We start from the raw sequence: 21,291 nt of genomic DNA on the forward strand, positions 1-21,291 counted from the left end.
GTGCTGGATGACGCCGGAGATGGCCTCACGCGTCGATCACGAGGTCTTCCAGCGGTTTCGAGCAGCAGAGCAGGATCTTGTTCTGGGTGATCTCGCGTGGCCGGATGCCTCCGTTGTGCTGCATGTCGACGGCGCCGGAGAGCAGGCGCGTCTTGCAGGTGCCGTACATGCCCTGTGCGCACGAGGCCGGCAGGCTGAGGCCGGCTCGGGACGCGGCGGCGAGGAGCGAGGTGTCGGCGTCGCACTCGATCGTGCGCCCGCTGCGGGCGAACTCGACCTTGAAACCGGCACCCGTGTCGACCGGTGCGGCAGGCGCGGTCGGCGTCTCGAGGTGAAGCTCTCCTCGTGGCACGGGCCCAGGGGGGCGTAGGCGGTCCTCCTCGGATGGTGGGCGCGGTCGCGGCGATGAGGTCGAGTTCGTGGCGGAAGACGATGTCCGCCGGGGTGCGTGCGCTGTGCACGAACACCAGGGTTGGCCGGCCATGTGGGCGAGCACGGTCCGCTCGTGCATGCCGTGCGGGAGGGCGACGGCGAGCGCGCTGCGGGCCTGGCCGCCGAGCATGTGAGCCGGTTCGAGACCGCGATCCGTTCCCTGCTGTGACGCCTGAGTCGCCTTCACACTGGTCCTGACGGCAGTGGACAGGACAGGAGTGATGACACGTGACCGACGCCGACGCGTTCACGGACCTGTTGAATCCCGAGATGTGCGTGGTCACGGCCGCAACAGGCGATGAGCGCTCGGGCTGCCTGGTGGGATTCTTCTCCCAGTGCTCCATCCGACCCGTGCGGTTCGCGGTGTGGCTCTCCACGGCCAACCACACCTACCGGGTGGCGTGCGCCGCGGACCGTCTCGCCGTCCATCTGCTGACGCGTGACCAGCACGAACTGGCCGTCCTGTTCGGCGGCGAGTGCGGCGACCGGATCGACAAGTTCGAGGGCGTGCGATGGACGCGGGGACACGGCGGCACGGTCGTCCTCCAGGACGCCGCGGCCTGGTTCGTCGGCACCGTGGAGCGGCGCGTCGACGGCGGCGACCACGTCGGGTTCGTCGTCCAACCCGAGCAGTGGGGCCGGCGGACCGAGGGGCACCTGCTGCGGCTCGGCGACGCCGGCGACATCGAGCCCGGGCATCCGGTGGAGTGACCATGTCCGTCCGGTGGGTCAACGGCCTTGCCGGGGAACGACCAGCCCGCTGTCGTACGCCAGGATGACCGCCTGGACCCGGTCGCGGAGGCCGTACTTCTCCAGGATGTGGGCGATGTGTGTCTTGACCGTGGTCTCGCCCACCCCGAGTTCGAGGGCGATCTCCGCGTTCGACAGGCCGCGGGTGAGCGCGCGCAGTACGTCGAGTTCGCGGCCGGTGAGGGCGTCGAGCCGGGCCGGCACGGGTGCGTCCGCGGGTGCGGCCAGGTGTGCGAAGCGGTCGAGGAGCCGGTGGGTGACGCGCGGGGAGAGCACCGCGTCGCCGTCGGCGACCGTGCGGATCGCGCCGACCAGGGAGTCGGCGGGGCCGTCCTTGACGAGGAAGCCGCTGGCTCCGGCGCGCAGGGCGTCGACCACATGGGCGTCGAGGTCGAAGGTCGTCAGGATGACGATCCTGCTGGGCGAGCCCGACCGCACGATGCGGCGTGTGGCCTCGACGCCGTCCATGCCCGGCATGCGGATGTCCATCAGGACGACGTCGGGGGACAGCGCCTCGGTGCGCTCGACGGCCTCGGCGCCGTCCGCCGCCTCGCCCACGACGGTGATGTCCGGCTCTGCTTCGAGGATGAGCCGGAATCCCGTCCGGATCATGGGCTGGTCATCGACCAGCAGGACGCGGATGACCTGCATACGGGGTGTGCCCTTCGTGCCGGGTTTCGGAGGTGGGGAGCGGGATGACGGCGTGCACGCAGTAGCCGCCGCCGGGCCGGGTGCCGGTGTGCAGGGAGCCGCCGACCGCGCCGACCCGCTCGCGCATGCCGACCAGGCCGTGCCCGGTGCCGTGCGCCGCGACCGGCGGCCGTACCGGCTCGCCTTCGGCCGGCGGGCCGTCGTCGCACAGTCGTACGGTGAGCCGCTCGCGCTCCGGTTCCCAGGCGAGGCTGAGCGCGGTCCGGGTGTGGCCGGCGTGCTTGAGGGTGTTGGTGAGGGCCTCCTGCACGACCCGGTACACGGTCAGGTGTGACCCGGCGGGCAGTTCGGCGGGAGTACCGCTGGTGCTGAAGTCGACCTGGAGCCCGGCCGCGCGCACGGAGTCCACCAGTGCGGGCAGGGCCTCGATGGTGGGCTGCGGCGGTTGCCTGCTGGGGTCGTCCTCGGCCTCCTCGTCGGTGCGCAGTACGTCGAGCAGGCGGCGCAGTTCGGTGACGGTGGCCCGTCCGGTCTCCTCGATGGCGCCGTGCAGTTCGTGGGCCTTGTGCGCGTCGCGGTCCTGGACCCGGTCGGCGGCGATGGTCTGCACGACCATCAGGCTGACGTTGTGCGCGACGATGTCGTGCAACTCGCGGGCGATCCGCGCCCGTTCCTCCATGACCGCCGCCCGCGCGTCGGCGGCCTGCTCCCGCTCCAGGGCCGCGGCCCGCTCCAGCGCCTGGTCCCGGATGGCCGCGCGCGCCCGGGTCAGCCGCCCCAGCGCCCACGCGGCGACCAGCAGCACCGCCTCGGTCAGCAGTGCGGCGATCCGGTGCCCGGCCGGGGCGAGCACCGCCTCGGTCACGGCCGCCACGGGGATGAGCACCGACCCGACCAGGGCCGCGATCCTCGGCGTACTGCGGGTGGCGGTCAGGAAGACGGCCGTGGCGACGGCCATGTAGGTCGGCCCGATGGACGTGCCGTCGGGCCCGGACAGCGCGGGAAAGTAGTGCAGCCCCTGGAGCGCGCCCGCGGCCACCGACACCACCAGCAGGGCGGACAGCGGGAACAGCCGGTGCAGCGCCAGCGGAAGCGTGGTCAGCAGGACGAGTACGACCCACAGGGCGTCCGGCGCGCGCAGTTCGGGACCGTCGGGCGGCATTGCCAGGGGCAGGGCCAGGCACCCGGCGGTGAGCACCAGGGCGAGGGCCGTGTCGGTGACGGCCCGGGGCACAGGGCGTCCCGCCAGCGACTCGATCCGGTCCATGCCGTCACGTTAGCCGGATCGCCAACGCTCGTGATCTCACCTGGGGTTGAAACGTCCCGACCGCTCTCCTCCGTGCAGCCTCCTCCGGAAGGAGGAGACGTCGGGCTGCCTCGCCCGCCCGGCCGAGAAGCCGGTTCGACTGCGTGGCCGAGGCCAAGTCCCCGTTCCACCGGTGCACTTGAGACATCACCCACGGACGGTCGCACGAGGAGTCACGGTGCTCGCAAGCCGGTACGCGGTCCAACTCACGGACCTGACGAAGCAGTACGGGGAGGGACCGGACGCGGTCCTGGCCCTCGACAAGGTCAGTGCGGGCATCGAGTCCGGCACCTTCACGGCCGTGATGGGCCCCTCGGGCTCCGGCAAGAGCACCTTCCTGCACTGCGCGGCCGGCCTGGACCGGCCCACGGCGGGCGAGGTGCGCCTCGGCGAGCAGGACCTCTCGAAACTCCGGGAACAACGGCTGACGGAACTGCGCCGCACGCGGATCGGTTTCGTCTTCCAGGCCTTCAACCTGCTGCCGTCGCTGACCGTCGAGCAGAACATCCTGCTGCCCCTGCGACTGGCCGGACGGCAGCCCGAGGAGACCTGGCTGCGCCACATCGTCACCGCCGTCGACCTCGGCGAGCGGCTGACCCGCTACCCCGCACAGCTCTCCGGCGGCCAGCAGCAGCGCGTGGCGATCGCCCGCGCCCTGGTCACCCGGCCCGAGGTCATCTTCGCCGACGAACCCACCGGCGCACTCGACCCGGAGACGGCCCGGGACATCCTGGTCCTGCTGCGCCAGGCCGTCACCGACCTGCACCAGACGGTGGTGATGGTCACCCATGACCCGGTCGCCGCCGCCCACACCGACCAGGTGCTCTTCCTCAGCGGCGGACGCGTCGTCGACGGCATGGTCGGCCCCAGCGCGGACCGGGTCGCCGAGGTCATGTCCGGCCTGCGGAGGTCGGTGTGATGCTCACCCTCGCCCTGCAGACCCTCAAAGCCCGCAAAGGCGGCTTCGCCGGCACCTTCGTCGCCCTGCTGCTGGGCGCCGCCGTGCTCTGCGCCTCCGGCATCCTCCTGGAGTCGGGCATCCGGGCGGGCTCCTCGGCCGAGCGGTACGCGGCGGCCGACGCGATCGTCACCGGCCGACAGGACGTCACACTGACCCTGAAGGACCTGGACGGCTCGACCCTGAAGGAAACCCAGCCACTGCCCGAACGCGCGCCGCTCAACTCATCGACGGCAGACCGGATCCGGCACGTCGACGGCGTCCGCACGGTGATCGAGGACGACGGCGCCACCGTACGCCTGGCGACGGCCGACGGCCGCCCCGTACCCGGCCGCCACGGCACCGCACCCGAGGCCCACAACTGGTCCGGCCTGAGCCTGGGCGACTTCCGGCTGACCACGGGCCATGCACCGCGCACGGCCGAGGAGATCGTCCTGGACTCCGAACTCGCCGGACGGGCGGGAGTGCGCCCCGGCGACGAGCTCCGGCTGATGACCACGACCGTGCCCGGCACCTACACCGTCGCCGGCCTCGCCGCCCTGAAGGACGGCCGGGCACCCCGCCACTCCGTGCTCTTCCTCTCCGACGCGGGCCTGCGCCAACTCACCCCCACCGCCTACGCGTTCGGCGTCCTCGCCGCCCCGGGCACCTCACCCGGACAGCTCGCCGGCGCCATCCGCTCCGCGCTCGACGACGACCGTCTCGCCGTACACACGGGGCAGGGGCGCGGCCGGGCGGAGTTCCTCGACGTCGTCGTCAGCGGATCCAACCTCGTGGTGCTGGCCGCCGCCGTCGGCGGCAACGTCCTGCTCATCGCCGTCTTCGTCCTGTACGCCACCACCTCGCTGTCCGTGCGGCACCGCCGCCGGGAGATCGCCCTGCTGCGGGCGATCGGCACCACGCCGGGCCAGGTGCGGCGCATGCTGGCGGCGGAGGCAGCCGCGACGGGTGGGGTGGCCGGACTGTTGGGCGGTCCGCTCGGACTGGTCCTGGTGTACTGGCTGCGCGGCCGGTTCGCCGGACACGGCATCGTGCCACCCGACTTCCAACTCGCCCTCAGCCCGCTGCCGTTCCTCGGCGCGGTCCTGGCGACCGTGCTGACCGCACTCGCCGCCGTCCTGACCGCGGCCCTGCGCGCGACCCGGATCCGGCCGACCGAGGCGCTCGGCGAGGCGTCCGTGGAGCCCTCCGGTCTGAGCCGCGGACGCAGGATCACCGGTGGTGTGCTGCTGGCGCTCGCGGCCGGCGTCTTCGTCACCGGCCTCGCCCAGCACGCCGACTTCTTCACCCTGGTCGGCCTCGCCAACTCCCTTGTCCTTCTACTGGTGATCGCCACCGCGGTCCTCGGCCCCCTGCTCGCCCGCACGGCCGTACGCCTGCTCGCCCCGCTGCTCGACCGCACCGGCGTCACCGGCTACCTCGCCGCGGCCAACACCCGTGCCAACGTGGGCCGTCTGGCCGGGGCGATCACCCCGCTCGTGCTCGCCGTGTCCTTCGCGTCGACCGTCGTCTTCACCCAGACCACCGCCCTGCGGGAGTCCTCCGACCAGGTGCGCTCGGGCCTCGTCGCCGACCATGTGCTCACCGCACCGAACGGGGTGTCCCCCGATCTGGCCGCGAAAGTGGGGGAGTTGACGCAGGTCGCGGCAGCCACCGGACTGGTGAAGTCCAAGGTCGTCGCCGCGGGCGAGATGATGGGTGCCCAGGAGGCCGTCTCGCTCGGCGCCCAGGGAGTGGACCCCGACGCACTCGGCACCACCCTCGATCTGCACACCGCCAAGGGCGACTTGAAGAAGCTGTCACCCGGCACAGTGGCCCTCAGCACCACCGCGGCCTCCTGGCTCGACCTCGGCGTCGGCGACACCGCACGGCTCCACCTCGGCGACGGAACCCCCTTCCGCGGCAAGGTGATCGCCGTCTACACACGCGGCCTCGGCTTCGCCGACGTCACCCTGGACCACGACCTCCTGCTCGCCCACACCACCCAGAAGGCCGACGCGTCGGTCCTCGTCCGCGCCGCCCCCTCGGCGCACGGCCTCACCCAGGCCCTGACCCGGGTCGCAGCCCGCTACCCGGGCACGGTGGTCCGGGACGGCCTGGCCGTCGACGACCAGCTGGCGGAACAGCGCGCGAACGCCTGGGTCAACTACCTCGTCGTCGGCGTGATCATCGCCTACACCGCGATCACCGTCGTCAACTCCCTCGCCATGACCACTGCGGCCCGCCGCCGGGAGTTCGCCCTGCTACGACTGTCCGGCACCGCACGGCGCCAGGTCGCCGCCATGATGCGCAGGGAGAGCGCCGTCGTCGTCCTGGCCGGGGTGGGGCTGGGCACACTGCTGGCCGTGTTCCCGCTGGTCCTCGTCGCCCTGGCGCTGGGCGGGGCGCCGTGGCCCGCCGTACCCGCTCTCGGCTACGTGGCGATCGCGGGCGCCCTGGCGGCCCTGGCCACCGCGGGCATGATGGTGCCGGCACGGCTGCTGCTGCGGATCCGTCCGGTCGAGGCGATCGGGGTCAGGGAGTGAACTCGGCGGTGTCCGGGCGGCGTCGCCTTCCTACGGGACGACGCCTCCAGCGGCGCGGCCTGCAAGGGCTACAGGGCCCGGGCGGGGGCGTATCGCTTCAACGCCGGGTAGATACGTCAGGGCAACAGGACGATCTTGCCGTGGGTGTGCCGCTGCTCCAGCTGCGCGAAGGCGTCGGCGACCCGGTCGAGCGGATACGTGGCGGCGATCGGGATCTCGACGGCACCCGAGGCGACCAGTTCGACCAGCTCCACCAGGATCTCGCGGGCGGTCGCGTTGTGGCGGCCGTCGGTCCTGGCGCCGATCTCCGCGGCGCGTTCCATGGCGACGGTCGTCTGGATGCGGTCCGGCTTGATGCCGAGGTCGACCGCGAGGTCGAGGTACTCGGGCCCGTAGAGGTCGATGAACGCGTCGATTCCGCCTGCTCCCGCTGCCCGTTCGAGCCGTTCGCGAAGGCCGTCTCCGTACGGCACCGGGATGACGCCGTGCTTCTCCAGCCACTCGTCGTTGTCCGGCGAGGCGATGCCGAGCACGCGTACGCCCTGGTGGGTGAACAGCTGCACGAGGAAGGAACCGACCCCGCCCGCGGCGGCGGACACCGCGACCGTCTCCCCGGGCCGGGCGGCGACGGCGTGGGCGGCCGCGTAGGCCGTGGCGCCGACCATGTGCAGGGAGCCCGCCGCCTCCCAGCTCACCCGGGGCGGCTTGGCCACCAGCCGCTCCGCCGGGACGGCAAGGTGCGTCGCGTGCGCGCCCGCTGCCGGTGTCCAGCCCAACACCTCGTCACCGACGCCGAGTTGGCCGACCTCGGCACCGACGGCCACGACGACTCCCGCGAGGTCGCTGCCCTGGCCGGAGGGGAAGTCCACGGGGAAGAGGTGCCGGATCACCCCGGAGCGGATCGTTGCGTCGAAGGGATTGATCGCGGCGGCCCGCACCTCGACGACGACTTCCCGCGGCCCCGGCTCGGGCGCCGGGATGTCGGTGACGCGCAGTACGTCACGGCCGCCGTACTGGTCGAAACGGACTGCCTGTGTTGTTCGGTTCATGTCTACTCCGCAATGGGCGTCAGCCAGGTCGTTTGATTCAAATTTGAAACGCACCGCTGACGGTAGACTGCGAGTTCCAATTTGAACAACCGAGAGGGTGGTGGCGTGGGCCACACGCGATGGCTGAACGATGAGGAGAAGCGCGCCTGGACGGCCTTCACCACCGCGCACGCGCTGCTGTTCAGGCAGCTGGAGCAGCGACTCAAGCGCGATGTCGGCCTGTCCGGTCTGCAGTACGAGATCCTCGCTCGGCTCAGTGGCGCCCCGAGCCGGGAGATGCGGATGGCCGAACTGGCCGGCGCCCTGGTCAACTCCAAGAGCGGGCTGACGTATCAGATCGGGCAGCTGGAGAAGTCCGGCCTGGTGCGCCGCCGTTCGTGCCCGAGCGATGAGCGCGCGGTCTACGCCGTACTCACCGACGCAGGCATGGCTCTGCTGCAACAGGCGGCGCCCGGCCATGTGGAGACGGTGCGCGAACTCCTCTTCGACGCGCTCACGCCCGACCAGGTACGCGCCCTCGCCGACGGCCTCGGCGAGGCGAGCCGCCGTATGACCGAAGGGGCTGCCGAAGCCGGGTGATCTCCGATGACCACGGAGGTCGCCGCGCACGGAGCGGCGTGAGGGATTTCAGGTCACCGCCGGACGGAGCCAGCCCCACAGCGCAAGGACCGACTGGCGATGCCCAGTGGTCGGCCGCCTGCCATACCGCAGAAGGGAACCGCTACTCCGAATCCGGTGGCCGGCTTCCCGCGGAGCATGAATCCATCTCGGGCGGGAGTGGTCAACCGATCAGGGCAGCCCTGGCCTCAGGAATCTGTCGGGTTTCAGGACCGCATGGCCCTGACCTTCGTCAACAGAAAGGCGCGTCTGGGGAGTTGGCCCAGAAGGAGAGGAAGGACCAGGTCTGGGCTCCGATCAGCCCGTCGACGACGATGCCGGCACATTGCTGGAAGTCCACTGTTGCGGACTTCGTGAGCCGGCCAAAGTCTCCGTCCTCGTCCAGGCCGGCGCCGATGGCCTCGTTCAGGTAGCACTGGGCTTGCTGGACGGCCCGCCCGGAGGATCCCTGGTGAAGGCTTGGGCGGCTCTTGGTGTAGTTGCAGATGTCGTCCGGCCCCTGGGCCACGAGGGTTGTTGGATGCTTCAACTTGTGTGCGGTCTGAGCGCCGGCCACGACGGCGGTTGCAGAAGTGCTGTGGGATGCCGCGACAGCCGGAGCTCCTGCAAGGGCAATTGGAAGGGCCAGGGCCGCTGCGGCGGTGAAAGCACGTCGCATCCTCATCACCTCCAACGAGGGAGCACTGTCCTCATCATGCGCTTCGCGCACCCCGGTTGCATCTCGAGGACGACTGTCTGAGGATGCCGAGCGATCCCTGAAAAGTACCCGTGTGCCGCCGCGGAGTGACGGCGCGGTGGCGGGACGTGAATCTCTGGGCGTGCAGGATGCCGCAGCTTGGTGGGCTGGCTGCCGAAGCTTTATGAAGGCCCGTCAGAAAGCGGTGCGCCGTCGGCGAGCATGCATCGGCGGGCCCCGGTACTCCGGGGCCCGCCGACCACTCATCCGGTCATCCGCGGATCAGCTGCAGGAGGCCCGCCAGCGGTGGGAGCGGAGCTTGACGTCGAGGTTCGCCCAGGTGCCGCCGTGCTGCTCGATGCAGTAGCCGGGATAGCCGTAGTTGGCACCTTCGTAGAGGATGACGTAGTTGTACGAGGACGACGTGCCGCTGTTCTTGGCCGATCCGACGACCTGGTTGTCGGCCCACGAGCACTGGACGGAACCGCTGTACCAGTCCGAGTCGGCGTTGCTCCACGTGCACCGGCTGCCCGTGCCGTTGTCGCCGGTCCAGATGCACAGATTGCCGCTGGGACAGTCCCACGCCGCCTGCGCCGAGGCGCTCGCGGCGTTCGGTGCGATCAGGCCCAGGGCGGCCGTGGCGAAGGTGAGCGACGCGGCGACGAGGGCCCTGCGGCCCCGACGGGGTGTGCGGCTGGACTTCCGGTCGTGCTCCTGCTGGTACGAGGACATCCCGTGCCCTTTCTCGTGGAGGGTGTGCCAACTGGCTTGGGGCTGGCGGGAATTCATGTTTCCGGCCCGGTGATGCCACTGTCATGCTCATGCGAGTGCACTGACACTTCGCAGGTCGACAACGGTGGCCCACGGAGAAACGGATGCTCCGCTTTCATTTCACTCCCGAGGACCTCACCAAGGTCAGAGTGGCGACCGAGCCGCATGCGCTCTGGGAGATCGCGGCCAGTCTGCACCGGCTCCAGACCCGTGAAGGCCGCTGGGCCTACGCGCCCTGGTTGCGTACCGCGCGTGACTCGTTGCGCGAGGCCGGGCTCGAACGGACGGTGAAGACCTTCCTGCTGCCGCTCTTCCCGCGCGCCAGCTACTTCCCCGACTTCCTGACGCCACTGGAGGGCACTCAAGGACTGGACGCCGGTCTGGAGGCCGTTGTGGCGACGCCGTACGGGCGGGTCGTGCGGGAGGTCGACACGCTCACCCGGGCCGTCGGTGCCCCGGCCTGGGCACACCGGCTCACCGAGCGGGACATGCGCGAACAACTCGTGGGCGCCCTGCGCGCCTACTACGGTGCCGTGATCGCCCCTCACGAGGAGCGTATCCAGGAACGTCTGCACGCCGAGCGGGCCCGGCACGCGCACACCCTGTTCCACTCCGGGACGGAGGGCATGCTCACCGGACTGGGTCCCACGGTCCGCTGGCGGCCACCGGTTCTGGAGATCGAGCCGTATCCGGACCACCGCGACGTCCGCCTGGACGGGCGGGGGCTGCTCCTGATCCCGTCCCATTTCTGCTGGCACGTGCCCATCGCCCTGGCCGATTCCGGGCTTCCGCCCGTGCTGCTGTGCCCCCTCCACCATCTGCCGGCGACGACCTCGCACGCCGACGCCCCACCGCTGAACGTGCTGCTCGGCCCGACCCGCGCCGCCATCCTGAGAGCCAGCGCGACCGGTTCCACCACCACCGAGGCCGCCCGCCGGGCCGGTGTGACCCCTACGACGGCGAGCCATCACACCGCCGTACTGCGCGACGCCGGCCTGATCACCAGCCACCGTCACGCCAACACGGTCCTGCACACCCTGACCCCGCTCGGAGCCGCCCTGCTGCGAACGGGGCCGGGTGGCCGCTGAGCCCGGTGCAGCGGCGCAATTCGGTGGCAGCCGGAGCCGTGCCTGGGGCAGGCTCACGCACATGGTCTCAGTGGTGCAGAACGTGGCGATCGACTGTGCGGATGCCTATGAACTGGCCCGGTTCTGGAGCGAGGTGCTCGGTTGTCCGCTGCATCCGGAGGACAGGCCGGGTGCCCCGGAGACCGAGGTGATGCTGCCGGAGGGTCCGCTGCTGCACTTCAACCAGGTGCCGGAACCGAAGACGGTCAAGAACAGGATCCACCTGTGCCTGCGCCCGGAGACCTCGCGCGAGGAGGAGGTCGAGAGGCTGCTCGGCCTCGGCGCCACCCTGGTCACCGATCGCCGCCGAAGCGACGGTGCGGGCTGGGCCGTCCTGGCGGATCCTGAGGGCAACGAATTCTGTGTCCTCCGCAGCGCGGCCGAGCGGGCTGCGATGTCGTCCTGAGCCCTGGGCGTCGTAGGCGCCCCTGCTTCTGTCGCCCTCCGTCAAGAGTCTGTCGCCTGCTGCCCGACCGCCGGCGGTGCCGTCCCCGACGATCGAGCCAGGCACGATCCGAGGGGAAGGCAGATGAGCGCAACAGCGGCGACCGGTACGACCCAGGTGCGGGGTGCGTGTCCGCACGACTGCCCCGACACCTGCGCGATGAGGATCACCGTCACCGACGGCAGGGCCGTGAACCTGACCGGTGACCGCGAACACCCGTACACCCGCGGTGGTTTGTGCGTGAAGGTCGACAACTACCTGGACCGGGTGTACAGCCCGGACCGCGTGCTGTACCCGATGCGGCGCACGGGTCCGAAGGGCAGCGGCCGCTTCGAGCGGATCAGCTGGGACCGGGCGCTGGACGAGATCGCGACCCGGTTCCGGGGGATCGCGGCCGAGTTCGGGCCCGAGGCGATCATGCCGTGCAGCTACCTCGGCACGCAGGGGATCCTCAACGGCCTCAACGTCGGCGACCCCTTCTTCGCCAAACTGGGCGCCACCATCGCGGAGCGCACGTACTGCGACTCCGGCTCGTGCACGGCGTACACCATGACGATCGGCGACTGCGCGGGCGTGGACCCGGAGAGCCTGGTCCACTCGAAGTTCATCCTCATCTGGGCCTGCAATGTGATGAGTACGAACCTGCATCTGTGGCCGTTCATCGCCGAGGCCCGCAAGCGTGGCGCGACCGTCGTCGTGGTGGACCCGGTCAAGACCCGTACCGCCCGGGCGGCCGACTGGCACATTCCGATCCGGCCCGGCACGGATGGCGCTCTCGCGCTGGCGATGATGAACGTGATCATCGGGGAGGGGCTGACCGACGGCGAGTACATCGCCAACTACACCGTCGGATATGAGGAGTTGGCCGAGCGGGTGCGGCCCTGCACGCCCGAGTGGGCCGCCGAGGAGACCGGCGTTCCGGCCGACGACATCCGTCGGCTGGCCCGCGAGTACGCCGCCGCGCAGCCCTCCGTCATCCGGATCGGCGTGGCCGTCGAGCGGCACGCGGGTGGCGGTCAGACCGTGCGGGCGCTGGCCTGTCTGCCCGCGCTGGTGGGTGCCTGGCGCAAGCCCGGCGGCGGGATCCTGCAGCTGCCGCTGTGGGCGTTCCCCGTCAACTGGGGCGCGATGATGCACCCGGAGATGCTCGAACCCGGCAAGCGGGTCGTCAACCAGTACCTGCTGGGGCAGGCGCTGACCGGCGGCCTCGACCTGGACCCGCCCATCAAGGCCCTGATGGTCTACAACTCCAACCCGGTGGTCGTGTGCCCGGACCAGGACAGGCTGATCGAGGGCCTGCGGCGGGAGGACCTGTTCACCGTGGTCAGCGAGCAGTTCATGACCGACACCGCTCAGTTCGGCGACATCGTGCTGCCCGCCACCACCCAGCTGGAACAGGACGACATCATGTTCTCCTGGGGGCACCTCTACGTCACCTACAACCACCGCGCGATCGCACCGCTCGGCGAGGCGGTGCCCAACACCGAGCTGTTCCGGCGGCTGGCTGCCCGCATGGGCTTCAGTGAGCCGGTGTTCCGCCGCACCGACGAGGAGATGATCGCCGAGGCGTTCGACTGGTCGGCGCCCGCCATGCAGGGCCTCACCCTCGACTCGCTGAGGGAGAAGGGCTGGCAGCGGCTCAACGTGCCGCCCGCGGACCAGTACGCCCCGTACGCGTCAGGCAACTTCCCCACACCGTCGGGCAAGGTCGAGTTCAAGTCCTCCATCGCGGAGACCGCCGGCAACTTCGTGGTCCCGCTGTTCCGGCAGGGATCGAACGACCACCAACCCGGCACGCCCGTCGACCCGTTGCCGCACTACATCCCGCCCCGCGAGTCGGCCCGCGCGAACCCCGCCCTGGCCGCACGCCACCCGCTCAACCTGATCACCCCCAAGCCGCACGCCTACCTCAACTCCAGCAGCGCCAACCTGCCCTTCCACCAGCGCGTGCAGGGCGAGCCCACCGTCCTCATCCACCCCGACGACGCCGCCGAACGCTCCATCGCCAACGGCGACGACGTACGGATCTTCAACGACCGCGGCTCCTTCGTGGTCAAGGCGAAGGTGGACAAGTCCGTCCTGGCGGGCGTGGCCGTGTCGGCGTACGGCGGCTGGCGCATGCACACCAAGTCGCTGTCCACGATGGCCTCTTTGAACCCCACCGTCTTCGCCGACCTGGGCAACGCGCCCACGTTCTCCGACACCCTCGTCCAGATCGAAAGGGCCTGACCCATGGCGTACGTCATCACCGACGCCTGCGCCGACATCCTCGACCAGGCCTGCGTCGAGGAGTGTCCGGTGGACTGCATCTACCAGGGGGACCGGATGATGTACATCCACCCCGACGAATGCGTCGACTGCGGCAAGTGCATGACCGCCTGCCCCAGCGAGGCGATCCACTGGGAGCACCGGATCCCCGTGGAACTGGCCCAGTTCACCGCGGCCGCCGTCGAGTTCTTCGAGGAGCACGAGGACGCGGCCGGTGGTGCCTCGGCGCGCGGACCGATCGGCGTCGACCACGCCCTGCTGCGGAACAGGCGTGGCGGCGATGGGAGTTGAGCACGGCTGCGACAGCGACCTGCTGATCGTCGGCGCCGGACCGGTCGGCCTCTACGCCGCCTACTACGCCGGGTTCCGCGGCCTGTCCGTCACGGTCGTCGACGCGCTCGAACACCCCGGCGGCCAGATGGCGGCCTTGTATCCGGAGAAGCAGGTCTACGACGTCGCCGGATTCCCCGCGGTGAAGGCCCAGGACCTCGTCGACGCCCTGGTCGAGCAGGCCTCGCAGGCCAAGCCCCGCTACCTGCTCGGCCACAGTGCGCAGACCCTCGAGGACACGGCGGACGGCGTCACGGTCACCACCCATCGCGGCACCCTGGTGACGGCGAAGGCCGTCCTGGTCACCGGCGGGATCGGCAGCTTCACGCCCCGCCCGCTGCCCGCGGGCTCCGAGTACGAGAACCGCGGCCTGCGCTACTTCGTGCCGAAGCCCGCCGAACTGACCGGCGCCGACGTGGTGGTGGTCGGCGGCGGGGACTCCGCGGTGGACTGGGCGCTGGCGCTCGAACCGCTCGCCCGCTCGGTCGCGCTGGTCCACCGCCGGCCGCAGTTCCGGGCCCACGAGCACAGCGTCCGGATGCTGCGCACGTCGTCGGTGCGGCTGTACACCCCGCACGAGATACGGCACATCCATGGCGAACTCCAAGTCGAGCACGTCGAGTTGAGCAACCTCGACACCGGTGCGAGCGAGCGGCTGCGGGCGGACGCGGTGGTGGCCGCGCTCGGCTTCGTGGCCACCCTCGGCCCGCTCACCAAGTGGGGGCTCGAGATGCGGGGCCGGCACATCGCCGTCGACCGGACCATGCGCACCAGCCGCCCGCGGGTGTACGCCGCGGGCGACATCGCCGACTACGACGGCAAGGTCGCGCTGATCTCGGTCGGCCTGGGCGAGGCCGCACTCGCGGTCAACCACCTCGCCCCCGTGGTCGATCCGACGCTGGCCACCGTGCCGGGCCACTCCAGCGACGGCGTGTGACGGGCGCCCCTACGCCCGGGCCCGGGCCCGGTAGGCGGTCGGCGAGGCGCCGTAGACCTCCCGGAACGCCCGGCTGAACACGGCGAGATCGGTGAACCCCCAGCGGACACAGATCTCGGTGAGAGTCGCCTCGCCGCCGCGGCGGGTCAGCAGGTCGCGTCGGCAGCGCTCCAGCCGCTGCCGGCGGATCACCTGGGACACCGTCTGTCCCCGGCCGGCGAACATCCGCTGGAGCTGGCGCGTGGACACGAAGTGCGCCTGCGCGACGCGTTCCGGGGACAGGTCCGGATCACCGAGGTTGTCGGCGATGTAGGTGTCGATCTGCCGCAGCAGATCGGCGTGCCGGTCGGTGCCGGCGCCGGAGCCGTGCACCTCCGTCGCGATGGTCGCCACCAGGTCGCCGATCTCGTCGGCGATCCGGATCGCGCCCCCGTCGCTGACGGTCGGCTTCTCGACGAGCAGGTCGGCCAGCATCCTGCTCAGCACTCCGGTGATGCCGCTGCCGCCCTCCAGCGTGCGGCAGGTCAGCAGGGCCGACTCGCTGTCGCTGAGCCGGATCGTGTCGCGGGGCCAGGTGAAGACGGCGAGCTCCCAGTAGGGGGTGTCGGCGGCCGAGCGCAGCCACCACTGAAACGGCCGCTCCGTCTCGTACACCACGAAGTCGCCGGGGCGGAGCAGCGCCTCGTGCCCGTCCTGCGCGGCACGCGCCGCACCGCGGCGGACCAGGCAGACCTGGAGGTAGCGGTCGCCGTCGCGGCGCAGCAGTTCCTGCGTACGCAGGATGTCCTGGTCCACCGAGCGCACCCCCGACACCCGGAGATGGCCGAGGAAGTCGCTGCGCACGGCACCGTCGAAGATGCCGCCGTCCCGTTCGACGTCCACGTCCAGGCTGACGAAATGGTCCCGGAGCAGGTCACGCCAGGCCTCTCGCCGGTCGGTGTTCGCCTCGCTCGGCCTCGTCGTCATGGCCCACCTCGCTCGTATGCCGTGCCCACTCGGTCCGGCGCTGTACGAGTACTCGTCGTTGCGCGAGTACGGGTTGGTGCATGAGTACTCGTCCTCCCGAGTGTTGGCCATCTCTGGAGGCGGATCGTTTTTACCGTGTAAACGGCCGGAAAACCCGGATGCCGGGGGGTACTCCCTCGTCGCCGCTGGTCAAATGCCTGCCGCGGGAAATGCCGGATCCAGCTGCCGGCCGTCTCCGGCTTGACGCATGCCGATATGGGCATACGATGGCGGCCATGGCACGAGCAGCGACGACGTCGGACGTCTTCAACGCGATCGCCGAGCCGCAGCGCCGGGAGATCCTGGTACTGCTGCGGGCGGGCGAGCGGCCGGTCACCGACCTGGCCCAGGAGCTGGGGATGAGCCAGCCGCAGGCGTCCAAACACCTGCGGGTGCTCCGGGAGGTCGGGCTGGTGCGGGACCGCAAGGCGGGCAAGCAGCGCCTCTACGGCCTCGACGCCCGCGGGCTGCGGCCGGTCCACGAGTGGACCGGCGGATTCGAGCGGTTCTGGAACGAGAGCTTCGACCGGCTCGACGCCTACGTGCAGGACCTGAAGCAGGCAAGGCAGGAGGAGTAGCTGATGAGCGCGACGGGACGAGGAGCGCCGGCGCAGTCCGCGACGGCCGACCGCGAGATCGTCATCTCCCGGGTCATCGACGCCCCACGAGAGCTGGTGTTCGAGGCGTTCACCGAGGTCCGCCACCTGTCGCGGTGGTGGGGACCGGAGGGGTTCACCACGACCACGCAGTCGTTCGAGTTCCACGTCGGCGGGGAGTGGGTCTTCGTGATGCACGGACCGGACGGGACGGACTACCAGGAGTGGATCTCCTGGACCGAGATCGCCCCGCCGCAGCGGATCGCACTGCTGCACGGCGAGTCCCGCGGCGACCCGAACGCCTTCGAGTCGGTCCTGACGTTCGAGACCGACGGTGCCGCGACCCGCATCGAGCTGCGCACGGTGTTCCCCACCAGGGAACTGCGCGACGAGGCGGTCGAGAAGTACCACGCGATCGAGGGCGGCCGGCAGACCCTGGGCAACCTGGCTGCCTACGTCACCGAGTTGGTTCGGAAGGGAGCGGAGGGCTGATGGCCGGGAAGGTGTTCTTCAGCGTGTCGATGTCGCTGGACGGCTTCGTCGCGCCCGAGTCCGTGCCCGTCGAAGACGAGCTCTTCGCGCCCGACAAGCAGGACGACCCGGATGTGCAGCGCTGGATGGCGCAGTGGATGGAGCTGCATCAGTGGATCTTCCCGCAGCGGTTCTTCCGGGAGAACCTGAAGTTCGGCGAGGGCGGCGAGGAGGGGCGCGACAACGACGTCGCGCGGGAGACGTTCGAGCGCACGGGCGCGAGCGTGATGGGCAAGCGCATGTTCGACCTCGGCGAGCAGTCCTGGCCGCAGGAGGCGCCGTTCCACACGCCGGTCTTCGTCGTGACGCACGAGAAGCGTGACCCCTGGGAGCGGCCGGGCGGGACCACCTTCCACTTCGTCAACGACGGCATCGAGACCGCGCTCGACCAGGCCCGCGAGGCCGCCGGCGACCGCGACGTCCGCATCGCGGGCGGCGGCACGACCATCCTGGAGTACGTGAACGCCGGCCTGATCGACGAGTTCACGATCGCGCTCGCACCCGTGCTGTTCGGCTCCGGAATCCGCCTGTTCGAAGGCGTGGACGCGAGCCGCGTGGCCCTGGAGCCGGTCCGCGCGGAGCCGACGCAGCGGGTGACCCACCTGACCTACGCAGTCCGGGAGCGGTGACCGTCTCGACCTCGCGGCGTCGTCGTGGAACCTCCACAGACGCGCCGGCGGGTGCTCCTTGTTCCAGTTCACCGCCGCCTGGATCCGGCCGAAGTCCCGCGGTCGGGTGCAGGTGTCCGCGTTGCCGGCCAGCGTCATCGTTGTCCGGCTGCCGTACGACGAGAGGACTGCTGGTGCCCGAGCTGGAGACGGGAGTTCGCCCGTGATCCGGGAAGGCGGCGTTCGTGAGGATCGGGTCCGTGAAGCGGCCTGAACGGGTTGCCGTCATCGGAGTGGGCGTCCTGGGAGCCAGCGTGGGCTGGAACCTGTCCCGGCACGGCGCCGAGGTGGTCTTCATCGACGCGGGCCGGCCGGGCGAAGGCGTCAGCAACTGGTCCTTCTCATGGGTCAACGCCAGCAACAAGACCGTGCGCAAGTCCTACTTCGACCTGAACGTCGCGGGCATGGCGGCGCACCGTGAGCTTGCCGGGATTATCGGGCCGGACTCGTGGTGGTACCCCAGCGGCCACCTGCGCTGGGCAGACGATCCCGCAGCGCAGGCGAAGAACCTGGAAACAGCCGGACTGCTGGCCGACTGGGGCTACCGGGTCGAGGAGTACACGGGCGCCGAGGTGCGCCGCCGCCTCGAACCTGCTCTCACGATGCCTGGTGAGCTTCCCGTCCTGTTCTACCCCGACGAAGCCTGGGTGCACGGACACCATCTCGTCGGCCGCCTGGTCGGCCAGGCCGTTGCATCCGGCGCCGAGCTCCGGTCCGGCACCGCGGTCCGTGACATCGGCACCGGTGCCGACGAGAGCATCCGCACCGTTGCCCTGTCCGACGGGAGCTCTCTCGACGTCGACATCGTCGTCAACGCGGCAGGCCCCAGCGCCGCCCACATCGCCGGGCTCGTCGCACGCCCATTGCCGATGCGCCGGGAACCCGGCGTCGTCACCCGGATCGACTGTGATCAGGTCCCGATTCACCGGGCCATGCACGCACCCCACATCGAGATCCGTCCCGACGGAGACGCTTCGGTCGTCCTCCACAGCCGCGAGATCGACGCACTCATCGACACAGGCGAAGAACCGGCGCACCTCGCACGGCTGCTGCACGCATCGGTGCAGCACGTCGTTCCCGCACTCGCCGACTCCCGCATCGCACAGACACGGGTGGCCAACCGGCCCATCCCGGCCGACGGATTCCCCTCGGTGGGAGCGGTGCCGACGGTGCCGGGCTACTACGAGGCCGTCTCCCACAGCGGCATCACGCTCGGGCCGGTCATCGGCCGGCTGCTCGCCTCGGAGATCGTCAGCGGGAAGCAAGACGAGATGCTCGCGGACTTCCGCCCGGAGCGCTTCCTCCCGTGACAGCGCGATCTTGAGAACTTCACGGCGTCGAATCGTCAGCGGCAATGGGCGCGTGGCTACTCGCCCAGGGCGCCGACGCGGTCCCCGTACGCGCGGCGGGCCTTGGACGCGCGTCACCGCCGTCCGCGCCCAGGCCCGCGAGCAGGCGCAGCCCGTCCTCGGTGGGGCTGCCGGGGGCCGCGGACAGCACCAGCAGCTCCATGCCTGATTCACCCGGCAGCGCGAAGTTCTCCTGGTGCAGTTCCAGCAGCCCGACCAGCGGGTGCCGGTACGGCTTGCGCCCATGGGTGCGGGCGCGCACGTCCGCGCGGGCCCAGAGGCGGCGGAAGCGCTCGCTGCCCATCGCCAACTCGCCGATGAGCGAGGCCAGTCGGGGGTCCTCGGGGTATTTGCCCGCGGCCAGGCGCAGGTGCCCGACCACGTCGAGGGTGCACTTCTCCCAGTCCGCGTACAGGCCGCGCTCGGCCTCCTCGAGGAAGATGTGCCGGGCGGGGTTCAGACCCGGTATCGGACGGCCGTAGAGGAGCCCGGCGAGGCGGTTCCCGGCGAGCACGTCCATGCGGTGGTTCATGATCAGCGCGGGCGCGTCGGCGACCAGGTCGAGGACGCGCAGCAGCTCCGGCCGGACCCGCCCGCCCGTCACCTTCGCGCGGCGGCGGCGCTGCCGGGCGAGCCGGTAGAGGTGCCCGCGTTCGGTGTCGTCGAGGCCCAGGACGCGGGCGAGCGCGTCGAGGACCTGCTCGGAGGGCTGGGTCGCGCGGCCCTGCTCCAGACGTACGTAGTAGTCGACGCTGACTCCGGACAGGTGGGCGACCTCCTCGCGACGCAGCCCTGCGACCCGGCGGCGGCTGTCGGTGGGGATGCCGGCGGCCACCGGGTCGACCCGGGAACGCCGGGTCCGCAGGAAACCCGCAAGATCGTCCATGCCCTCCAGTATGGCCTCGGTGGTGCCCATGAAGGTGGCCCTGCCGTTACCAGGAAGTCCCGTCCGACGGAAAAGGAGCCCCTGAACGCCGGGCGCCGCAGCGCCCAGGATCGAAGGCACCCGACGACGACGACGATCCGAAGGAGTTCCCTTGACTTCTCCCCTTCCTGAAGGAGGGGGATTCTCGCGGCTCGCGCTGTGAGGGTTTCTGCTTCGTCGCCGACCGCCCGCCCGGAGTGTTCCGTTGAGGTCTTACACCAGCTCCACAGACTGTCACCGCCAGTCCGGCGGCCAGAAGATTGCGTGCGGCATTCACGTCCCGGTCGTGGGTCGTGCCGCAGTCGCATGTCCAGGTGCGGACCTGCAGCGGCATCCTCTCCTGCACGGTGCCGCAGGCGGAGCACAGCCTGGAGGAGGGGAAGAAGCGGTCCACCACGACCACTTCCCGCCCGTACCAGCAGACTTTGTATTCCAGCATGCTCCGGAAGTGCGACCAGGCGGCATCGCTGATGGCGCGGGCCAGACTCCGGTTTTTGACCATGTTCCGTACGGTCAGGTCCTCGATCACGAGCGTTTGGTTGTCACGCACGAGTCGAGTGGTCAGCTGGTGCAGGTGGTCACGGCGGCGATCAGCGATCCGGGCGTGGATCCTGGCGACCTTCCGCCGTGCCTTTTGACGGTTGGCTCCATCCCCCTTCGCCTTCTTCGCCAGGCGGCGCTGGGCCAGGGCGAGCCGGGAGCGGTCCGTGCGTTCGTGCCTCGGGTTGGCGATCTTCTCGCCGGTCGACAGGGTCAGCAGATGCTCCAGGCCCAGGTCGATACCCACCGCCGCGTCCGTGGGCACAAGCGGCCGGATGCCCGCATCGTCGCACAGCAGCGAGACGAACCAGCGTCCGGCCGCGTCCTGGGACACGGTTACCGTGGACGGCATCGCCCCCTCGGGAAGGGGCCGGGACCACACGATGTCCAGCGGCTTGGTCATCTTCGCCAGGATCAGCTTCCCGTCGCGGAAGCGGAAACCGCTGGTGGTGTACTCGGCGGACCTCCTCGACTTCTTCCGGGACTTGAAGCGCGGATACTTCGCCCGCCGGCCGAAGAAGTGGGTGAACGCCGTCTGGAGGTGGCGCAGGCACTGCTGCAAGGGCACCGACGACACGTCGTTGAGGAACGCCAGCTCCTCGGTCTTCTTCCAGGCCGTCAGCATCGCCGAGGTGGCTTGGTAGTTGACGCGCTCCTGCCGCGCCCACGCCTGCGTACGGGCCGCGAGGGCCAGGTTGTAGACCTTGCGGACGCAGCCGAACGTGCGGGACAGCTCGGCTGCCTGCACCTCGGTCGGATAGAAGCGGTACTTGAACGCCCGCTTCACGCACGTCCCGGTCACGCTCACAACCTAGCGGGTCTGCGACTTGGTGC

At 70.5% G+C, this 21,291-nt stretch carries 22 protein-coding genes; 13 read left to right on the forward strand and 9 right to left on the reverse strand.

What is annotated here, in order from left to right; genetic code table 11:
* Positions 1-25 precede the first annotated feature (25 nt).
* Complete coding sequence (locus ABZ880_RS29545) at positions 26-352, reverse strand: 2Fe-2S iron-sulfur cluster-binding protein (protein ID WP_361268600.1); 327 nt, start codon at positions 350-352, stop codon at positions 26-28.
* A gap of 308 nt (positions 353-660) precedes the next feature.
* Here ABZ880_RS29545 and ABZ880_RS29550 point away from each other — a divergent pair, with 308 nt between their 5' ends.
* The gene (locus ABZ880_RS29550) at positions 661-1,143 is read left to right on the forward strand and encodes a flavin reductase family protein (protein ID WP_361268603.1); all 483 of its coding nucleotides are present in this window, start codon (positions 661-663) and stop codon (positions 1,141-1,143) included.
* A gap of 18 nt (positions 1,144-1,161) precedes the next feature.
* Here ABZ880_RS29550 and ABZ880_RS29555 read toward each other — a convergent pair whose 3' ends face one another.
* Together ABZ880_RS29555 and ABZ880_RS29560 are read right to left on the reverse strand one after the other, a co-directional pair.
* Entirely contained in the window at positions 1,162-1,833 is a 672-nt protein-coding gene (locus tag ABZ880_RS29555; RefSeq protein WP_361268606.1) for a response regulator transcription factor, read from the reverse strand.
* Entirely contained in the window at positions 1,802-3,100 is a 1,299-nt protein-coding gene (locus tag ABZ880_RS29560) for a sensor histidine kinase (RefSeq protein WP_361268608.1), read from the reverse strand. The genes ABZ880_RS29555 and ABZ880_RS29560 overlap by 32 nt, the downstream gene beginning before the upstream one ends.
* 217 nt (positions 3,101-3,317) lie before the next feature.
* Here ABZ880_RS29560 and ABZ880_RS29565 point away from each other — a divergent pair, with 217 nt between their 5' ends.
* Positions 3,318-4,058 carry an ABC transporter ATP-binding protein gene (locus tag ABZ880_RS29565; protein ID WP_361268611.1) on the forward strand — a complete coding sequence of 247 codons (741 nt, stop codon included), beginning with the start codon at positions 3,318-3,320 and terminating at the stop codon, positions 4,056-4,058.
* The gene (locus ABZ880_RS29570; protein WP_361268613.1) at positions 4,058-6,622 is read left to right on the forward strand and encodes an FtsX-like permease family protein; all 2,565 of its coding nucleotides are present in this window, start codon (positions 4,058-4,060) and stop codon (positions 6,620-6,622) included. The genes ABZ880_RS29565 and ABZ880_RS29570 overlap by 1 nt, the downstream gene beginning before the upstream one ends.
* 116 nt (positions 6,623-6,738) lie before the next feature.
* Here the strand turns inward: ABZ880_RS29570 and ABZ880_RS29575 are convergent, their stop codons facing one another.
* Positions 6,739-7,671 (reverse strand): NADP-dependent oxidoreductase, encoded by a 933-nt coding sequence (locus tag ABZ880_RS29575; RefSeq protein ID WP_361268615.1) that lies wholly within the window; start codon positions 7,669-7,671, stop codon positions 6,739-6,741.
* 105 nt (positions 7,672-7,776) lie between these two features.
* Here ABZ880_RS29575 and ABZ880_RS29580 point away from each other — a divergent pair, with 105 nt between their 5' ends.
* Positions 7,777-8,250, forward strand: coding sequence for a MarR family transcriptional regulator (locus tag ABZ880_RS29580; protein ID WP_361268618.1), 474 nt, complete (start codon positions 7,777-7,779; stop codon positions 8,248-8,250).
* A gap of 271 nt (positions 8,251-8,521) precedes the next feature.
* On the opposite strand, the gene ABZ880_RS29585 is transcribed toward ABZ880_RS29580, so the two are convergent.
* Positions 8,522-8,947, reverse strand: a complete 426-nt coding sequence (locus tag ABZ880_RS29585) for a peptidoglycan-binding domain-containing protein (RefSeq protein ID WP_361268621.1) — start codon at positions 8,945-8,947, stop codon at positions 8,522-8,524.
* A 300-nt stretch (positions 8,948-9,247) separates the two neighbouring features.
* Entirely contained in the window at positions 9,248-9,697 is a 450-nt protein-coding gene (locus ABZ880_RS29590; RefSeq protein WP_361268624.1) for a peptidase inhibitor family I36 protein, read from the reverse strand.
* Positions 9,698-9,840: 143 nt separating this feature from the next.
* Here ABZ880_RS29590 and ABZ880_RS29595 point away from each other — a divergent pair, with 143 nt between their 5' ends.
* The 5 genes from ABZ880_RS29595 (at position 9,841) to ABZ880_RS29615 (ending at position 14,843) form a co-directional block, all read left to right on the forward strand.
* The gene (locus tag ABZ880_RS29595) at positions 9,841-10,824 is read left to right on the forward strand and encodes a winged helix-turn-helix domain-containing protein (RefSeq protein ID WP_361268626.1); all 984 of its coding nucleotides are present in this window, start codon (positions 9,841-9,843) and stop codon (positions 10,822-10,824) included.
* 61 nt (positions 10,825-10,885) lie between these two features.
* Positions 10,886-11,269: a VOC family protein gene (locus ABZ880_RS29600; RefSeq protein WP_361268629.1), complete on the forward strand. Its 384-nt coding sequence runs from the start codon at positions 10,886-10,888 to the stop codon at positions 11,267-11,269.
* 123 nt (positions 11,270-11,392) lie between these two features.
* Entirely contained in the window at positions 11,393-13,537 is a 2,145-nt protein-coding gene (locus ABZ880_RS29605; protein WP_361268632.1) for a molybdopterin-dependent oxidoreductase, read from the forward strand.
* A 3-nt stretch (positions 13,538-13,540) separates the two neighbouring features.
* Entirely contained in the window at positions 13,541-13,867 is a 327-nt protein-coding gene (fdxA, locus tag ABZ880_RS29610; protein WP_361268635.1) for a ferredoxin, read from the forward strand.
* Positions 13,857-14,843, forward strand: a complete 987-nt coding sequence (locus tag ABZ880_RS29615) for an NAD(P)/FAD-dependent oxidoreductase (RefSeq protein WP_361268637.1) — start codon at positions 13,857-13,859, stop codon at positions 14,841-14,843. The genes fdxA and ABZ880_RS29615 overlap by 11 nt, the downstream gene beginning before the upstream one ends.
* Positions 14,844-14,852: 9 nt before the next feature.
* Here the strand turns inward: ABZ880_RS29615 and ABZ880_RS29620 are convergent, their stop codons facing one another.
* Positions 14,853-15,809, reverse strand: coding sequence for a helix-turn-helix domain-containing protein (locus ABZ880_RS29620; protein WP_361268640.1), 957 nt, complete (start codon positions 15,807-15,809; stop codon positions 14,853-14,855).
* A gap of 275 nt (positions 15,810-16,084) precedes the next feature.
* Between ABZ880_RS29620 and ABZ880_RS29625 the strand changes: the two genes are divergently transcribed.
* From ABZ880_RS29625 to ABZ880_RS29640, 4 genes are all read left to right on the forward strand, one after another.
* On the forward strand, positions 16,085-16,426 hold the full coding sequence (locus ABZ880_RS29625; protein WP_361268642.1) for a metalloregulator ArsR/SmtB family transcription factor: 342 nt from the start codon (positions 16,085-16,087) through the stop codon (positions 16,424-16,426).
* Positions 16,427-16,429: 3 nt separating this feature from the next.
* Positions 16,430-16,936: an SRPBCC family protein gene (locus ABZ880_RS29630; protein ID WP_361268644.1), complete on the forward strand. Its 507-nt coding sequence runs from the start codon at positions 16,430-16,432 to the stop codon at positions 16,934-16,936.
* Positions 16,936-17,604, forward strand: coding sequence for a dihydrofolate reductase family protein (locus ABZ880_RS29635; protein ID WP_361268646.1), 669 nt, complete (start codon positions 16,936-16,938; stop codon positions 17,602-17,604). Before ABZ880_RS29630 ends, ABZ880_RS29635 begins: the two co-directional genes overlap by 1 nt.
* Positions 17,605-17,843: 239 nt before the next feature.
* The gene (locus ABZ880_RS29640) at positions 17,844-18,953 is read left to right on the forward strand and encodes an FAD-dependent oxidoreductase (RefSeq protein WP_361268649.1); all 1,110 of its coding nucleotides are present in this window, start codon (positions 17,844-17,846) and stop codon (positions 18,951-18,953) included.
* Positions 18,954-18,972: 19 nt separating this feature from the next.
* Here the strand turns inward: ABZ880_RS29640 and ABZ880_RS29645 are convergent, their stop codons facing one another.
* On the reverse strand, positions 18,973-19,878 hold the full coding sequence (locus tag ABZ880_RS29645) for a helix-turn-helix transcriptional regulator (RefSeq protein WP_361268977.1): 906 nt from the start codon (positions 19,876-19,878) through the stop codon (positions 18,973-18,975).
* A gap of 46 nt (positions 19,879-19,924) precedes the next feature.
* Positions 19,925-21,259: an RNA-guided endonuclease TnpB family protein gene (locus ABZ880_RS29650; protein ID WP_361268651.1), complete on the reverse strand. Its 1,335-nt coding sequence runs from the start codon at positions 21,257-21,259 to the stop codon at positions 19,925-19,927.
* Positions 21,260-21,291: the final 32 nt, after the last annotated feature.

The organism is Streptomyces sp. NPDC047043 (genome assembly GCF_040644055.1).
In the GTDB taxonomy this organism is placed as follows: domain Bacteria; phylum Actinomycetota; class Actinomycetes; order Streptomycetales; family Streptomycetaceae; genus Streptomyces.

Coding starts and splice junctions, on each gene's coding strand:
- ABZ880_RS29555 (WP_361268606.1), bottom strand. CDS start 1,833: ATGCAGGTCATCCGCGTCCTGCTGGTCGATGACCAGCCCATGATCCGG.
- ABZ880_RS29560 (WP_361268608.1), bottom strand. CDS start 3,100: ATGGACCGGATCGAGTCGCTGGCGGGACGCCCTGTGCCCCGGGCCGTC.
- ABZ880_RS29570 (WP_361268613.1), top strand. CDS start 4,058: ATGCTCACCCTCGCCCTGCAGACCCTCAAAGCCCGCAAAGGCGGCTTC.
- ABZ880_RS29575 (WP_361268615.1), bottom strand. CDS start 7,671: ATGAACCGAACAACACAGGCAGTCCGTTTCGACCAGTACGGCGGCCGT.
- ABZ880_RS29585 (WP_361268621.1), bottom strand. CDS start 8,947: ATGCGACGTGCTTTCACCGCCGCAGCGGCCCTGGCCCTTCCAATTGCC.
- ABZ880_RS29590 (WP_361268624.1), bottom strand. CDS start 9,697: ATGTCCTCGTACCAGCAGGAGCACGACCGGAAGTCCAGCCGCACACCC.
- ABZ880_RS29595 (WP_361268626.1), top strand. CDS start 9,841: ATGCTCCGCTTTCATTTCACTCCCGAGGACCTCACCAAGGTCAGAGTG.
- ABZ880_RS29600 (WP_361268629.1), top strand. CDS start 10,886: ATGGTCTCAGTGGTGCAGAACGTGGCGATCGACTGTGCGGATGCCTAT.
- ABZ880_RS29605 (WP_361268632.1), top strand. CDS start 11,393: ATGAGCGCAACAGCGGCGACCGGTACGACCCAGGTGCGGGGTGCGTGT.
- fdxA (WP_361268635.1), top strand. CDS start 13,541: ATGGCGTACGTCATCACCGACGCCTGCGCCGACATCCTCGACCAGGCC.
- ABZ880_RS29615 (WP_361268637.1), top strand. CDS start 13,857: ATGGGAGTTGAGCACGGCTGCGACAGCGACCTGCTGATCGTCGGCGCC.
- ABZ880_RS29620 (WP_361268640.1), bottom strand. CDS start 15,809: ATGACGACGAGGCCGAGCGAGGCGAACACCGACCGGCGAGAGGCCTGG.
- ABZ880_RS29625 (WP_361268642.1), top strand. CDS start 16,085: ATGGCACGAGCAGCGACGACGTCGGACGTCTTCAACGCGATCGCCGAG.
- ABZ880_RS29630 (WP_361268644.1), top strand. CDS start 16,430: ATGAGCGCGACGGGACGAGGAGCGCCGGCGCAGTCCGCGACGGCCGAC.
- ABZ880_RS29635 (WP_361268646.1), top strand. CDS start 16,936: ATGGCCGGGAAGGTGTTCTTCAGCGTGTCGATGTCGCTGGACGGCTTC.
- ABZ880_RS29645 (WP_361268977.1), bottom strand. CDS start 19,878: ATGGACGATCTTGCGGGTTTCCTGCGGACCCGGCGTTCCCGGGTCGAC.